General features: G+C 63.0%; 11 protein-coding genes. 3 read left to right on the top strand and 8 right to left on the bottom strand.

The window, feature by feature from the left end; translation table 11 throughout:
- Positions 1-142: 142 nt before the first annotated feature.
- Genes brxC through PLL20_12875 form a run of 3 tightly spaced genes read right to left on the bottom strand, consistent with a single transcriptional unit; the run spans position 143 to position 5113 of the window.
- Entirely contained in the window at positions 143-3640 is a 3498-nt protein-coding gene (gene brxC, locus PLL20_12885; GenBank protein ID HPD30886.1) for a BREX system P-loop protein BrxC, read from the bottom strand.
- Positions 3640-4200, bottom strand: coding sequence for a DUF1788 domain-containing protein (locus PLL20_12880; GenBank protein HPD30885.1), 561 nt, complete (start codon positions 4198-4200; stop codon positions 3640-3642). The genes brxC and PLL20_12880 overlap by 1 nt, the downstream gene beginning before the upstream one ends.
- A 4-nt stretch (positions 4201-4204) precedes the next feature.
- On the bottom strand, positions 4205-5113 hold the full coding sequence (locus PLL20_12875; protein HPD30884.1) for a hypothetical protein: 909 nt from the start codon (positions 5111-5113) through the stop codon (positions 4205-4207).
- A gap of 171 nt (positions 5114-5284) precedes the next feature.
- Here PLL20_12875 and PLL20_12870 point away from each other — a divergent pair, with 171 nt between their 5' ends.
- Entirely contained in the window at positions 5285-5518 is a 234-nt protein-coding gene (locus tag PLL20_12870) for a DUF2188 domain-containing protein (GenBank protein ID HPD30883.1), read from the top strand.
- Positions 5519-5794: 276 nt separating this feature from the next.
- On the opposite strand, the gene PLL20_12865 is transcribed toward PLL20_12870, so the two are convergent.
- Positions 5795-6238 carry a hypothetical protein gene (locus PLL20_12865; GenBank protein ID HPD30882.1) on the bottom strand — a complete coding sequence of 148 codons (444 nt, stop codon included), beginning with the start codon at positions 6236-6238 and terminating at the stop codon, positions 5795-5797.
- A gap of 84 nt (positions 6239-6322) precedes the next feature.
- Here PLL20_12865 and PLL20_12860 point away from each other — a divergent pair, with 84 nt between their 5' ends.
- Entirely contained in the window at positions 6323-6601 is a 279-nt protein-coding gene (locus PLL20_12860) for a GIY-YIG nuclease family protein (protein HPD30881.1), read from the top strand.
- Positions 6594-6788 (top strand): hypothetical protein, encoded by a 195-nt coding sequence (locus PLL20_12855; protein HPD30880.1) that lies wholly within the window; start codon positions 6594-6596, stop codon positions 6786-6788. Before PLL20_12860 ends, PLL20_12855 begins: the two co-directional genes overlap by 8 nt.
- A 1590-nt stretch (positions 6789-8378) precedes the next feature.
- Here PLL20_12855 and PLL20_12850 read toward each other — a convergent pair.
- The 4 genes from PLL20_12850 to PLL20_12835 all read right to left on the bottom strand — a co-directional run bounded on the left by PLL20_12850 (position 8379) and on the right by PLL20_12835 (position 16008).
- Positions 8379-9131, bottom strand: coding sequence for a response regulator transcription factor (locus PLL20_12850; protein HPD30879.1), 753 nt, complete (start codon positions 9129-9131; stop codon positions 8379-8381).
- A gap of 414 nt (positions 9132-9545) precedes the next feature.
- Positions 9546-12665, bottom strand: a complete 3120-nt coding sequence (locus tag PLL20_12845) for an immunoglobulin domain-containing protein (GenBank protein ID HPD30878.1) — start codon at positions 12663-12665, stop codon at positions 9546-9548.
- A 260-nt stretch (positions 12666-12925) separates the two neighbouring features.
- Positions 12926-14416 (bottom strand): Gfo/Idh/MocA family oxidoreductase, encoded by a 1491-nt coding sequence (locus tag PLL20_12840; protein HPD30877.1) that lies wholly within the window; start codon positions 14414-14416, stop codon positions 12926-12928.
- Between the two features lie 338 nt (positions 14417-14754).
- Entirely contained in the window at positions 14755-16008 is a 1254-nt protein-coding gene (locus PLL20_12835) for an MFS transporter (GenBank protein ID HPD30876.1), read from the bottom strand.
- Positions 16009-16177: the final 169 nt, after the last annotated feature.

Below are 16177 nucleotides of genomic sequence, written 5' to 3'. Positions count from 1 at the left end.
CGGGTACGGCTCGTGGTGGTGGACCGCCAGCGCTTCGAGGGCCGCGCGAGCACCCACCTCGGCCGCGTCGCGTGCCTCGATGACCACACGCTCCAGTTTGTTCCGTAAATCGCTTGTGAGTGTCGGCATAGGTGTAGTCCCCTCAGGAAATCACGACCGGGCCGTCCTTGAGCTTCGCCAGCAGGTCTTTCTCCGTGCCGGCCAGCCACGCCTTGACTTCGGCCTCGGTCTTGAGCGTCCCGCTGGTCAGGTGGACGCGCTGGGTCTTCGGCTCCAGCAGCTTGGCCGCAGCCATCGCGGCGCGGGCGAACTGCTGGGGCAGCGCGTCGGTCTTGGTCTTCCACGCCGGCAGGGCCGTCTGCTCCAGCGAGCGGATGAGGTCCGCTTCGGAGCCGACGGACAGCGCCGGCAGTTCGTCGATGCCCTCGTCGGCGAGTATCTGTTTCCGCTGGGCGTCCTTGAGCTTCTTCCAGTTGTCGCTGCCGGTCAGGGCGGCCATCTGCTCGTTGTAGGTCCGCTCGTACTCGCCGTGGGCCGCGGTGACGGCGGCGCGGAGCGCGTCGGCCGCGCCCTTGCGGATGTCCGGCACGGGGTCGCTGGCGTCCAGCAGCCGGCGCTCGGACTTCACGGCGTCGGCCTGTGCGCGGAGTTCGTCGGCCCCGGCCATGGCGTCGGCGTGCTTGAGCAGCGTGCAGAGCGTTTCCCAGGCGGGCTTGCGCTTGCCGGCGAGTTCCGCCAGCTTGCCCCAGTCCTTGGCCTGCTGGGCGAGCGTGTCGTGGGCCTTGAGGATTTCGGCCAGTTGCTCGACGCCGGCGTACCCGCGGAGCGTGTCGAGGTGGCCGGTGCCCGGCCGGGCCGGCATGGGCGGCTCGCCGCCGGCGCGGTCCGCCAGTTCCGCCAGGCGGACCAGGAAGACCGGGGCCTTGGCGGTTTCCTCGTTGGGCTTGCAGTCCACGCCGGCCGCCTGGAAGAGCTTGCGGAGCTTGATCTTCTCTTTGGCGTTGATCGTGGCCGTTTCGGCGCGGAAGTCGGTCACGGAAATCTTCGCCTGGTCCAACTGGCCCGGCGAAAGCGTCATGCCCTTGTGCGTGGCGCGGATGTGGCCGGTGGTGTGCAGCGTGATAAGTGCGGCGTCCACGGCGTCGCGCGGCCAGCCATAGGGGCTGGCCTCGAAGGCGTCGCGGACTTCCTTGCCGCGCTTGCCCGAGCCGACCTCGGAAAGCACGGCCGCGCAAACGGGGTGCTTCTCTGGCGCGTCGGTCCAGTCCACCGCGGACAAGGCTGCTTCGTCGCCGTTTCTGGCGCGGTTGATGACGTTGGCCCAGCGGTTATCGTCGGCGCTCTTGAAGTTGGGGAACAGCCGGTCGAGCGACGCCTGGGCGGCGGCTTCGACCTTGGCCACGAGGTTCAGTTCGTACCGCTCGCTTCCGCCGCCCTGGAAGACCTTGGCGCGGTCGATCACGTCGTTGACGATCTGGTTGCGGGACGCCTCGGCTGTCGCCATGCGCGTGGCCATGGCGTCGCGGGCCTCGCGGCCTTCGGGCGTGGTGGGCGTGCCCTTGAACTCCAGCGTGGCCTTGGCGGCCTCGTACTCGACGATGGCCTTCTGGAGGTCGTCGGCGCTGGCCTTGGGGATGTAGACGTAGATGATGGGCGAGTCGCTGCCGGCGGCGCGGGCGTCGTTGACGACGGTGCTTTCCTTCTCGCCCCAGCCGTCGCGGACCCACACGGGAATATCGGTCCCGCCGGCCGGCGGCGCTTCGCTGCCGAAATGCACCAGCAGCCGCCGCGGCTCCTTGCACTTGCCCTGTGCGAGCTTGATGCCCTTGAGCGCGTCACCGCAGGCGGCGCTGATGAGCGAGCCGCGCTTGCTGGACAGCGAGGTCAGGTCGCTGTTCAGCCGCGTTTGGCGGTTGCGGAACTCGCGGTCCCACTCGCTGCTTTCGCGGGTCTGGAGGCTGTACTCACCATCAATCTCGATCAGCAGCGCCCCCTTGTCCTGCATGGCCTTGCGGAGCCACGACGGGCGCTGCGACTCCGGCGGCGGATCGGTCAGCAGTTTCAGGACGCGCGGGATGTGCTTACGGAGTTCGGTCCCATCCTTAGCCAGGTCCGAAACCATGAGGTCGGCCAGCATTTCCGGCGTCGCTCGGACGCCGATGTTAGCCACCGGCTCCAGCGGCAGCTTGCGAATCAGGAAGATCAGGCCGCACAGCCGCTGGGCGAGCCGGCCATCTTCTGTGCCATCGTCGAGGTTGCGGATGGTCTCGTCGATCTCACGGAGCAGGATGCCGGTCTTGCGCAGGTCCGGGCTGATCTGCTCATAGATGAAGTCCGCGGCAACCACCGTGCCGAGTTCCTCCTCGGCCGTCTGGCGGACGGCTTCATGGACGATCTTGAGTTGCGTGCGAAGTTGGCTGGCCGTGCCCGGCACGTCCACCGCGCGCAGCACGTGCTCCCAGAAACGCCGGCGGACCGGCAGCAGCGGGTAGTCGTCCACGATGATATCACGGTCTTCCGCACAGGCGGCGATGCGCGTGCCGGCAAGCTGGCGGTTGATCTCCCCGGCGTGAGCGTTGAGCGTGTCTTCGATGACTTTTTTCTTGTCGGCCTTCTTCGCCAGGACCACGCGACGGGTGACAGTTTCCACGTCCGCATCAGATAATTCGACTGGGATGGTGAACCGACCGCTCAATCGCTGGAGCAGCGGAACGTTTCCGGCCAGGGCTGTCTGGCCTGCGCCGATCAGCAGCACGCGGCTGTCGAGTTGCTTGCAGAGAGCTTCGGCGACTTCCTGCACGTCGGTCGAGCGTCCCGGATCGTTGCCGATGAAAAGCTGAATTTCGTCTAGAACGATAACGGTGCAAGGGATTTGCCCATCGACCGACAGCACCTCGCGGACCAGGCGGATGAACTCATTGGTGGAGATATCTTCGACCACGGGAAACTGCGCCCGCAACGCTGCGCGGGCCGCTTTCAGGTCGGATGCGAAGCTAGGGTCGGCGTCGAGAACAGCCTTGGCAAGGATCGGGCTGACGTAGAGGTCGTGGAGTTCGCTGTAGAACTCCTTGCCGGCGGCTTTCACCGCGGCCTTCACGCGGTCAAGGAAGCCGTTCTTCTGGAGCCACATGCAGAACTGCGCCTGCGGCAGAGCCTCGGGCAGGTTCTTGGAGACAAGGATGATGCTCAGCACAGCCAGACGGACGCTCTCGCCACCGCCCGAAGGCAGCGTGCCCGACGCGGCGTGCAGCCCGCCGCAGCGTTTGCCCAGCGTGTCGAGTTCGCGCAGAAGGTCCTGCACCTCCTGCGGCAGGCGGGCCAGGCCGCGGGCGGTCGTGCCGTCGTCGAAGCGGGTGTCCACCCACAGATGGCGGAACATCTTGAGCAGGTGCGATTTGCCGCTGCCATAGAAGCCGCTCACCCACGCCGCCGGCTGCGTGGTCGAACTGACATTGCCGAGGTAGGACTCCAGGATGCGGATCAAGCCGTCCTCGTACTGGCCTTCGCACACGAAGTGCTCAAGCTCGTACCGCAGCGTTTCGATTTCCTTGACGCTTGCGGCCTCGCGCACAGCGGCAACACCGTCATTCAGCAGCTTCGATACAGCGGGATCGCGTTGGAAGAGTTGTTTGTTTTTCATCAGTCGTTTACCCCGTTATGGAGCGTGATCGGCACGGCAAGATAGTTCCAGCCGTCCCGTGCGTCCAAGAGTCGGTAGTTGTTGTCTTCGTACTCGCCGGGGAAGAACACTACCAGCCGGCCCCGAATGTCTTTGACCACTTCCTTCAGCACCAGCGATACACGGGTGAAGCCAAAGAGGCACGCGACGCCCTGAACGGCGACCACCGTGTCTTCGTCCACGCCTTCGGCCGTGAGTGCCCCGCGGAGCCGGCCGGCCGCGTACTGCACAAAGTCGCTCCGCAGCTTCATCGTCAGCGTCTCCGGCTCCTCGAAGTACACCTCGCGGTACTCGGTGTCGGCCATCCACCGCGCGAAGGTGTCGGTCAAGTCCAGCGGGCGCCACTGATGCCCGGTCGATGTTGTCGCCATCTCGAACAGTTCCAGCCGCGCCCTCAGCTTCCGCTCGTCCGTCTTCGGGTAGACGACAAAGATGGCCTTCTGGTCGCCGGAGAGGTTGCGCTGCCACGGCGCGCCGATGTGGCCACGGTATCGAGCCGCAAGTTCTTCGATTCTTCCCATTCGCCTACCGCCTTTCGTCCGGGGCAAGGAGCCGCGAGAAGGTCAAGTCAATCACGCCGCCCGACTGGCTCATGTCGAGGAAGCCCAGCCGGCGGGCGTCCATGGCGAGGTGCATCAGTTCGCCGGCCGGGGCGTCGAGCACCTGCGCCCAGAGCGACTCGAAGAGCGCCTCGCCACGCTTGCCGGCAAGGTAGCCCAGCAGAAGGGCGAAGGCCGTTGTTGCCGCCGTCGGCGTGACAGCCTGCCGGGCTTTTCGGCCGCGCCCCTTCAAGTGCCCCGATTGTGTCCAGGAGGAAGCGGCGTTCCGCACGACCTTATCGAGCGTGCTTTCGCTGAGCCGGCTGCCGACGACCCGGTTGAGCGCGTCGGTCATCTGCTGCCGCGCGAGTTCTTCGCCGGGCCGCATCCGCAGGACGGGCGGCGCGCTGGCTCGCAGCAGCGGGTCGCGTGCGAGGGCCAGCAGCATCGCGAGGATGGCTTGCCCGTCGCGGTCGGAGTACCAGCACCGCCGCATGACCCGGAACAACGGAACGTCCGGGTCGAGCGCGTACAACTCCGAAAGCCGCTGGCTTGAAAGCTTCCGCGTTGCCGCGGTGCGCTTCCCCAGGCAGTTGTCTTCGTGGATCGCCGCGAGGTAGTCGTCTCGCGTCGCGTCGGGCCGGCAGTTCGCGAGCACGGCGCGAAGCTCGTCGAGCATGATCGTCCGGCTGGTGTGCGTGCCCTTATCTCCCCACCGGAAGCCGGCGTCGCGAAGCCGTGCTTCGTCGGCCTTGCCGTGGGGTCTGAGTTCATCTGTCGTCGGTCTGGCGTCCATGGTGAAATAGTATACCATCTCGCCGGCCAGTTTGCCGGCGAAAATCCAGAAAATATTTCGCCGTCTTTGTAGTCGCCGTAACCTGTTTCCAAACAGCATGTTATGGAATCTCTATCGTGCAGGAGTTCGTGGGCTATCTCTTGCCGAGGATGGAAGCGGCTTGCTTTTGGTCCCGTACAGAGCGATCATGCTGGTGTGTTGAGAGCGTCGCGACCGGCTCGGCTGACCCCGTTCGGGGTCGGAGCCGGCGAACCATAAGGAGCCTCAGACATGGCAAACCGGAAGACGTACCACGTGACCCCCGACGGGGACGGCGGATGGCGGGTGAAGGCGGAAGGTGGTTCTCGCGCGTCGAGCACGCACGAGAACAAGACCGACGCCGTGCAGAGCGCCAAGGACTTGGCGAAGGCTCAGCCGCTCGGCCAGGTGGTCATCCACCGCACGGATGGCCAGATTCAGACCGAGCACACCTACGGCAAGGACCCGCACCCGCCGAAGGGGTGAGGTCCGTTGGCCGTTCGAGGCTGAGAAGACAACCTCCGGGCTTTCGGCCCGGAGGTCGCGGGTTCGTCGGGTTCGTGGCAAGCTCGGTATCCGCCGCGTTTTACGCCGCCGGCCGGAACTTCTGCCAGAAGGCTTCCCTCATTGCGTGAAGCGGTAGCGATCGCGTCCCCGCTAGTTGACGTGTCATAGCGAAATGCACCAACCTACGGGTTCACGACAACGCCGATGCGGAGACGCGTCGGCGTTTCGCGTTCCAACGCCGTTTGCCCCAATGGGTCAGCGTCGACCATCGCATTGCCTTTGAACGCCTCGTAGAAATTCGGGCCGTCGATGAAACCGAGGGGGGTCTCGTTGGAGCCAGCGGCCGTGTTTGAGGTCGTAGTGGCGGGCGCGGGCGAAGAGGAGGGTCTTACCGTCGGCCAGGACATCGATCATCAGGCCGTGCATGGTGAAACTGCCGGAGGCCGGCAGAGCGGTCCCCATGCACGCCGGGGCGATGGGCATGTACGAACCACTGAAGCAGCCCTGGAACTCGCCGAAGTCCTCCTGGTCAACGTCGTTATCGTGGTCGAAGTCCTTGTCCTCGCAGCCCAGGACCGGCGGGCCTTCCGGGCCGGTTATGCAAGGCTGGAGGCGCAGGAAGTCCGCCCTGTCCACGTCGTGGTCGTGATCGAGATCATACGGCGACCACGTGGCACCGCTGCCCGCGAAATCGCCCATCGATGAGTAGTTCAGCCCGTTGATCGACGATCCGTCGGCGTTGCCCTTGACACGCGACAGCGTTCGTGCGGTATCCTACCTCCCATGGGTATCGGCTATGCCTATATCTTGCGATGCAATGACGATCGTTATTACTACGGCAGCACGAACGATCTGCTCCAGCGTCTTCGATGCCATCGTTGTGCCCTGGTGAAGTCCACCAGATGGCGCCTGCCGGTACGGCTGGTTTGGTACGAGCAGCATGAGACGCTGGAGCGGGCCAGGCAAAGGGAATACTCATTCAAGAACGGTCGGACCCGTCGGAAAGCGATTGAGCATCTGATTGCGACATTTCCGCCCGACAAGCTGACTCCCTTTGCCTGACCGTCGCGAGTCAAGGGTTGCCCCGGCCGATCACGTTGAACTGACGCCCGAGCAGGTAATATTCCCACCGGCCGGTGGGGGCGGCGTAGCTGGCGATCTGCTCGTCGACGTACTGGCAGCCGGGGATGTGAAAACGCAGCCGGGCATCCGCGGCTCGTACTCGGCCATCGACGTTACGCTCCGTTGAAACCCCCGTCCCGGAACACTCCGCGTGTTATCCCTTCTTGCCGAGCATGGGAGACGTTCTGCGCGGGGCCTGCCCCAACAGGCCGTGACCACACTGACAGGGAACGAGAACCCCGGAAATGCGAAACGAACCCATCACCACAATCAGAAACGTCTGGGTCCGCCGACGAGCCGTCACCCCCCTCGCCTGCCTGACCACCGCCGATGGCTCTCCGCGCCAAAGGAACCCAAGCATCGGCCAGATGGGCAGGATAGGAAAGAACTATGGGGCACAACGTGTTATGATTCAACAAGATGTTGCCGGAACCTTATGGCTGAACATCTGTGCGGGTTGCGCGCATGTTTCTCGATCGCTGTGCGCTCGGGTTCCAGCCCGCAGAAAGGCGCTCCTCCTCAGGCTCTCAAACGCGCTGCTTGGCATCGAGGCAAGAGCATCAAACACAATGACCAGCGCAGGCCCGCCGGACGGCCAACACCATCCAGATGGTGCGCACTGGCTAGGGCCCGGACACGTGGACATCCCCGGAGCAGTCCCTGCTCGACACGCTCTATCGTTTCCGGAGCACTCATCCTGTTATCCTCCTGACCGAAACGGGGGACAATTCGTTCGACCCGCTGTTGGCTCCCGGACCTGCAGCCCGGCGCCGGCAACGTCTCCCGCGATCATTGACAAGTGCATCAGACAAGACCGGCGAGATCCGCGACGAACCCCTGAATCCCGACTCGCTGGGACAAAGCCGTCGCCTGATCGTTCTTGCCCGGACCGCGCCTGTATGTTCGGCAACGGTGCCGAGGAATGTATAAGTGTGCTTCCTGCGAACTTATAAGAACCAGTTCTTGTGTGTAGGAAAGGGAATGCTAGAAGTATTATTAGAGGTAGTCAGAGGCGGACAGACGGATAGGCGTCCGATCGTCGCCAAACGGCCCGCTCCCGATCGAGAAACGGCCGATAACCTTGCATCGGAACCTAACACCCGGATGTCTGTGCGGCTTGTGGGTAGGTTTCCGGATCGCGGTGCGCTTGGGTTGCGGCCCGCAGAAAGGCGGTCCTTCATGGAAAGCGTCAAGCCGGCCGGATCTCCCGGATCCCGGTGCGTGACAGTTTGGGTGGACATGCCGACCGGTCCAGGTTGGGCGATTAACCTCCTTCAGGGGGGGCCTGCCACAGGTGGGCTGATAGGCTGGCCGTGATGTGGCCGGCTGGTGGTCGCCCGCGGTTCTTCTTCCTTTCTATGGTCTCAGCCCGTTTCAACGGGCCTAACTGACAAGGACAGGCCCGTTAAAACGGCCTCGGTGGGATAACACAGTGAAGGAGGAATTAGCCGACCGTGAGCCAGTCATCAAACGACCGGCCTGTTTGCCCTTCGGGAAAGACCGCTGAAGCGGTCTGCTTTCGGCTTGCGTGCACCACAACCGGGTCAGCCGCCAGGACTGCCGCCGCTTCTGTCACGGATCTCCCGGATCCTGTGCGAGGAGTCTTTGCAAGGCAGACGCTCCCTTCCCGCCGCGCTCTGACGCCCGGTCATGGCCGCTGGTCGACCATCGCAGGAGACACGGGATGCAAATTCATGCCGACTCCGCTGGGTCCTTGTTAGCTGCTGACAATACCGTGTCGAATGGCAAACTTGGTAAGGTCGGAGTTATTGCGCAGATCGAGTTTGCTGAGAATGTTGAGGCGATGCGCGTCGACGGTCTTCACGCTCAGGCCTAGATTCGCAGCGATCTCACGGTTCGTCTGGCCCGACGCCAGGAGACGCAGGACCTGGAATTCGCGGTCCGAGATGGCATCGACAGGGTCCGGCGCCTGTCCGTTCACATAACGCATCGCCAGCGCCTCGCGCAGAGACGAAGAGATAAACCGTTTCCCCTCGTACACACTGCGGATGGCGTCAACGAGCTCCGATGGCGCGGCGTCTTTGACGACGTAGCCGCTGGCTCCGCTGCGAAGCAACCGAGCCGCAAAGTGTTCGTCGGCGTACATGGTGAGCACCAGGACACGCGTCTTCGACTTCCGGTTCCTCGTCAACTGTTTGGTGGCCTCAATGCCGTCTGTCCCGGGCATCGCTACGTCCATGAGCACGACATCCGGTTGCGTTTCGCGAGTCTTGGCAACTGTCTCCTTGCCTTCGGCGGCCTCGCCGACAACCTTGAAATCAGGCTGCTCCTCGAGCATTCTCTTGATACCTTTGCGAACCAGGGTGTGATCGTCGGCGATCAGGATCTTAATCATATTCTCCGGCCCTCTGCATGGGAGCACGTTGGAAACCGAGTCGCCGCGCCGGGTGATTTCGCCGCAGGCAAGAAGAGCGATTTCACCGGCACGCTCCTCAAACAATACTAGCATAACATCTCGATCGCAGACTTCAAAGATCAAGGCCCCGGATGCCTTGGCCTCGCCCGACCGGCCGGTTCAACGCGTCACAACCCGTCGGATTGTCCGGCTCCGCTTGCCCGTCAAGCGGTCTGACCAAGGCAGAATATGGTTGCATTCGAGTCAGAGTAGGGGGGAATAGGAATCGAGCCTACGGGTATGACAGTTGGTTAGAGGATTGGCTCAATCGTCCTCGTTTTCTCCTGGATAAGAAATATGCCTATCTTCGCATAGGCCGAACACGGATCGTCCCGCCCTCGGCGCGTGCGTCGCGCCTCTCAATCTGAGTGTGACGGTGCCTCGTATGTCCGAGGGACCAGAGGTTCCGGGCTGACGCACGGGCGGAACATGCGGGCTGGCCCGTGTTTGACCGCTCGCCTGTTACTGTCAGTTGGCACAGTCGGCGTCCGGCGGGAGGTTCTCGCCGCTGTAGCACCGCTGGAAAACGCCGAAGTCGGCCTGATCGACGTCTCCGTCCCCGTCCAGATCCTTCCCATTGCAGCCGGTCCCGGTTGGCACACCGGGTCCTGAGCTGCATGCGGCGAACAGGTCGTAGTCGGCCTGATCGACGTCGCAGTCCTCATCGAAGTCGGCGGTTACCATCGGCCTGAGCGCCAAAACGGCCTCGTTCGACGTCGCGGTGCCGCAGCCTGCGGTCACAAGGCAGCGGTAGGTCCCAATATCGCTGCTGTCGACGTTCAGTACCGTGAGCGCGGGGCTTGTGACACCCGAGTAGTGTCCACCCTCGGTGAGCTTGACGCTGTTCTTCTGCCATTCGTAGGAAACCGTGCCGTCACCGGTTGCGACCACGGCGAACTGAACGCCCGTTGCCGAGCCGGGGCAAACGGTTTGCGACTCCGGATGCTGAGTGATGCTCGTCGCGGCCTTCAGCGTCAGTCCGGCCTCATTTGATGTCGCGCTGCCCGAAATGTTTGTTACCACGCATCGGTAGTTCGCCACGTCGGCGACGTCCGCGCTCAATACCTTCAGAGTTGCGGTCGTCACGTCCGAGTAATGTCCGCCGTTGGTCAGGTTGACGCCGTTCTTCTGCCACCGGTAGGCGAGTGTGCCGCCACCAGAGGCCGCCACGGTAAAGGTGGCCGTGGCGCCCGGACAGACGCTTTGAACCGCCGGATGCTGATCGATGACCGGCGGGCTTGCCACGTAAACCCATTTCACCGCGTCGGCGTACATGCTCCCGCTGGCATCAATATTGAGGTTGTTGACGTCCACGCTTCCAACGTCGCTGCCGGCGCCAAATGTGTAGACGCCGAGCGATACCCACGTATTCGCGGTGGCGGCTTGATCGACGTTGACGTCGGTGGTCCCGCCCGCGTGCACGATCCGGTGGAGGATGGGAGTGCGACGATTCGCGTTCGCGCCCCATGTGACCGAGACTTCGTACGTGCCGGCGGCAGGCAGGTCTGCGCCAAAGATGGCATGCTTCTCGCCGGCAACCGAACGGTAGGTGCTGCCGTAGCGCGATCCTATGCCCGCCGTGACGCCTGCTGCGGTGCTCTTGCCGCCGCTGTTGGCCCACCCTCCGGTCTCCGAGTACTTGGCGTAGTTCTGGCCTCCGGAGCGGCTCTCAACCATGAAGATCGGAGCAGTGACGGTCAAAGTGGCTGCGTTTGAGGTCGCGCTGCCCAGGGCATTTGTCACAACGCAGCGATAAACGCCCTGATCGGGAACGTCGACGCCGGTTAGCTGAAGCGTGGCCGAGTTGGCCCCGGAGATCTTGCCGCCGTCACTCAGGTCCACGGTATCCTTTTGCCACTGGTAGTAGAGAGGACTGTCACCTGTGGCCTGCACAGTAAAGGCGGCGACAGTACCCAGAGGCACGGTCTGATCTGCCGGGTGTTGGACAATACTGGGAGGCTGGGGCCCGGACGTGCCCACCTCGACCTGCTTGCTGCAGGTAGCACCAAACCAGGTCACGCCGTCTCGCACCATTCGCCAGTCGGTGATGTACGTGCCCGGAGCGGCCGGGGCGGTCATGGTGAAACTGAACGTGTACGTCTGGCCGGGACCGACTTCCCCGGAGATGTTCACGCGGTTAAAGGCGGTGAATGGGTCGCTGTCCCCCACGGCGCCGAGGCGAAAACTCCTCGCCTCCGACCAGACCACGCCGCGGTTGCGGAAGGTGATACTGACGCCGTACGACTGACTCGGGTTCATGATGGCCGGGATGGTGTCGCTCACGTACTCGTCGGAGTAACAGTCCCACGTCGGGCTTGCGCCGAAATACTGGCAGACTCCCTTGTACAGTCCCCACTCGGCTACCGAACGGAAGAAGTTGTCCGTCAGGTACAGGGCGTCTCTGGTACAGTTGTCGTGAAAGGCGAGCTCGATCAGGCATGCCGGGCGGTTGGGGATGCGGATCTCGCCGAAGCCGCCCTTTGCGTCGAGCACGCCGCGGTTGTACCAGTCGGCGATACCATAGATGTTCTTGATCGCGTCGCAGACGTTGCTCTGGACTCTCTGGGCCAGAATGTAGCTGTTGGCCTCGTGCTCCGGATGCTCCATGGCCGTGTCGCGATACGTGACGGTGCCGGAGGCCGTGCCATCAAAAGCGTTGGTGTGATGAGCGATGTAAATGTCGGACCCGCGGTAATCGGCGAAGAGCGGCCTGGCGCGAATGTCGTCATTGTAATCTGTGGTCGAGCTGTCCCAGATCGATGAGGGTAAGCCGTTGGCCTGCAGCCAATATCGTGCGGCCATCTTCCACCACGGCAGACCCGTGGCCGAGTGACAGCAGTTGCTTTCGTTCATCTCGCGCGGGACATGGACCGTCGCGCCGTCCTGGACCAGGTACTGATAGAGAAACTGGCACAGGCGAATGCTGTTGGTGTCCTCGAGCACGGCCTCCCCAAAGCCGCAGGGATCACCTCGTTGCCATATCCAGCCGTAGTCGTCGTGCCAGTAGCGTCCGTGCGACGGTCCGATGGTGATGTTCCGGCCGCTGAGCGCCGTGCCGTTCAGCAAGCTCTGCTCTGGTTCGGGCTCCATCATGCTCAATCGCATCGGTTGGCTCATCGTCTCGGGCATCGATTCGATTTCGGGGGCGGGCGGGAGATAGGAGGCGAGCAACTGGCCCTGGCAGGTCAGGTGGATGCTCAAAACGTCCGGGAATGCCCATAGCGTTGCGCGGAACTGGTCGAAGATACCCAAGAGCGTGGACTCATCGAGGTCCTGCAAAACTTCAGGTGAGAGGTCCACGATGACCCCGTCGTCCGAAAGACGAATGTTGACGACCTTCGTGCCCGAGGGAATCCATGAAGTGAATCCTGCGGCGCCTTCCTGCGCGGTTGGGCCCGCCACCAGCTCGAGGATGGCTGTTTGAATGGCCGGCGTACTCGGACTTGCCGTGCGATGCACCGCCCCGAGAGCGCCTTGTCTCACAAAACAGACGTTGATCGTCTGCGTATCCGACGCAGCGGCGCCGGCCGCCAGGTACACCATCATGTTGACGCCTGATATCCACGCAGAGCAGAGCTTCTTTGCCACTGCATATACCTCCGGATAGGTTGAAATGCGGTCAAAACCGCAGGACCGAGCGATCCCCACATCCGTCTACCATTCTAGCAGAACCGCAACCGGCCGTCCAGAGGCCCAATGAGTTCGTGCGGCACGGGTGGTTACTGTTGTTCGCCTATCGACACCTCCGGCTTGTCTGCAGCGCCCAACACGAAACGAGGCGGGCAGCCGTTTATGGCTGCCCGCCCCTGGGATGATCAGCGTTTCGGATTGTGCCTGCCCCGTACTCTCTACAATTCCCACCCTTTGCGATACTCGCGCTTGAGGAAGGCATTTGCGGCCGGAATGTTGGTGATCTTCATGTTCGGTCCATCCCACTCAATGTGCTTGTGACTCACCTTCTTCTTCTTGCCGTCCGGTTGTTCCACCTCGACTTCCATGCCAGGCGCCACCCGCATCGCCACACAGCCCAGCACCACCGTTTCGGTCAGCGGGCCGGCATAGGAGAAGTTCGACATCGCCAGTTCGGGCTTGTTTTCGCGGATGGCGTTGAACCACTCCTCCTTGTGGCCGGGGGAGCGGGGCAGAATCTGGTCTACCTTGACCTCGTCGCGTTTTTGACCTTCGGGCAGAAGCACCCAGTCCTCGCCGTAGTCGTTCGGCGAGAACAGCGTGGCCTTCTCGCCGATCAAAATCGATCCGCTACCGGGAATGTCGCGGCCGTGGGCCAGTTCCTTCAGCTTCTTGTTGACCCAGGCGGGCTTGTCGTTCCCCCCATCGTACCAGGTCCACTTGAGAGGGGGCATGTTCCCGCGAGCCGGGAACTCGTAGCGGATCACGCTCCACATGGGGAACGTTTCCGGATTGTATTCGGACATTTCCGCCTCAACCCGGGTGGGATAACCAAGTTTGCAGGCCATGAAGGCCATGTTCGCCGTATGGCAGGCCATGTCGCCAAGTGCGCCCGTGCCCCAGTCCCACCAGCCGCGCCAGTTGAAGGGCTGGTACTGCGGTTGATATGGCCGATACGGAGCTGTCCCGATCCACAAGTCCCAATCCACGTCGTGCGGCTCAGGGTGCGGTTTCTCTTTCTCTCCTGTCTCCTTCTTCACCACTCGAAGCCCTGCATCCCCATGCATCGCATAGCGGACGTCCACCAGATCAAGGACGGCGCCGGTACCCTGTGGCCACACGGGCCGGTTGGTCCACACGTGCACCTCGCGCACCGCTCCCAGCATGCCCGACCAGACAACCTCGACAGCCTTGCGAAGCCCGGCCGATGACGTCCCCTGATTACCCATCTGAGTACACAGCTTGCCGCCGCCCTTGGCTTTCAGTTCCTTGGCCATCCGAGTCAGTTCGCGGGCCTCCCACACGTCGTGGCACAACGGCTTCTGCACGAAGCAGTGAATGCCGAGTTTCATCGCCATCATCGCGGCGTGCGCGTGAGTGTGATCGGGTGTGGAAATGGTGACCGCGTCGATCTTGTCGCCCATCTCATCGAACATCTTTCGGTAGTCGGCGTACCCCTTGGCGTCGGGAAACTTGTCCAGCTTGCTCTCCAGGGCGCTGGGGCGAACGTCGCACAGGGCCACGATGTTCTGGCTGGCAACACTGTCGGTATCGCCGCTGCCCATGCCCCCCGTTCCGATGCAGGCGATGTTCAGCTTCTCATTGGGCGACTTGCTTTGGGCTCTGGCGCTCCGGGTGGCAACCCAGAAACCGGCGCCCGCCAAGGCGCTGCTCTTGAGGAAATCACGACGATTGGTTTTCTGACTCATTACCGTTCTCCTTTGACGATCATGTGTGGTTGCTCGACCCCCAAGGCAGGGCCGAAAGCCTTTGTCATAACTCCGCGACTTCTGGCACTCTGCTTCATGCATTGCCGACCGAATAGGGCACCGCCATGGCCCACCGAATGAGCCAACAGACTACCAGCGCGCGGTCTCGCACGCAAAGCGTCGAGGTTGTGCGGCTCCCGCCCAGGAACGTCGTTTGACCCGACAAGGCGGCAGCGAGGGTTGAACTGGAACCACACGGCCGAGTGTCTGTGCGGCTTGCGCGGATGTTTTCGGATCGTGGTGCGCTTGGCTTGCGGCCTGCGAAAAGACGGTCCGCCTTAGCCCTTTGGGCGGCGAAGCAGCAGCGAGCCGATGGCCCCAAGTAAGGCGACACCCGCGGCCAGCAGGAACGCCGAGGAAAGAGACTTGTTGGCGTCTGCATCCGCGAGAGCACCTGCCGCAATGGGCCCCGCGGCCTGGCCGATGCCGAAGAAGAGGGTGATAAACCCCAGCCCCGCAGGTGCCAACCTCGGTCCCAGGACATCTCCACAGATGGCGGCCATGATGGCCGGGATCGTCCACGGTGAAAGGCCGAACAGGATCGCAGATATCGTGAACCCGGCCGGCGACGGCCACAGGGCGAACAGCGCGAAGGCTATGGCATGGATCAGATACACAATAACCAGCGCACCCTTGCGCCCGATGATGTCGGAGATCCACCCAAGAATCAGACCACAGGGTAAGCTTACCCAGCCCACGAGCATGAACAGCGCACCGGCAGCTTCTTTGGTATAGCCGCCCTCCGCGATCAGATACTTGGTGAAAAAGGTCATGTAGATCATGTACGAGAAACCAAAGGCAATGTAGATCAACCCGACATGCCACACGACTCCTGACCCGTAGACCCGGCCCCAACGGAGTCCGCCCTGAGCAGCGACGCCGGGCTCGTCGTCTTCAGCAGCTCCCAACGGGTGCAGGCCGATGTCGGCAGGGCGATTACGCAAAACGGCCCATGAAAGAACGGCCAAACCGAAGGTCACTGCTGCGAATAGAAACCAGCAGATTCTCCAGCCGTTTTCCTCGTCGGCGGCCAATACCCGAGGTACCAGGGGACCGAGTACGATGAGTGCCAGCGAGGAACCTGTCACGCCTATGCCGGCGGCGAGGCCGCGGCGTCGCTGCGCAAACCACGCCGAAAGGAGCGCCATCACCGGCACGTTGCTGGCGCCGCTGCCCAAGCCGGTGAGCACCCTCCAGATCATGGCCTCGCCAAAACTGGCTGCTGAACCGGTCAGCGCCATGCCGAGAGCGGCCACCGACAGCCCGATGGTGATGACGATCCTTGGACCGTAGCGGCTTGCCAAGACGCCCCCCGTGACCGCCAGCGCCAAGTAGGCGGCAAGGTTGGCCGTCGCCAGGCCGCCGGCCTTGGTGTTATCCATCGTCAAGGCCGTCTGCATCGAAGGCAGCAGCATCGTGTAGCCGAACCGAGCCAGCCCCAGTGAGCCGACGACCACAAGTGTCCCGACGGCCAGGACGATCCACGCGTAGTGGAGTGCGGGACGCTGAATTGGGTTGTCCGCCTGATTCATTCGGGGTGCCGGGTAATTCTCGGCCTCGCGTCGTCTTTGAGTCGCGGCGTAGTGTAATCAGGGTCGGACGAGAACTCCAATCGGAATCAGGCTTGGGGTGCTCCGGCGGGAATGCGCCTCGCCTGCTCCGCCTGCGGCTTCGCACGGGTTGCCCCCGCAAGCCTCGGGC

Source organism: Phycisphaerae bacterium (assembly GCA_035384605.1).
Classification (GTDB): domain Bacteria; phylum Planctomycetota; class Phycisphaerae; order UBA1845; family PWPN01; genus JAUCQB01.
The sequence above is the reverse complement of the archived record's forward strand: the minus strand, read 5'-3'. Positions and strand labels throughout refer to the sequence as shown.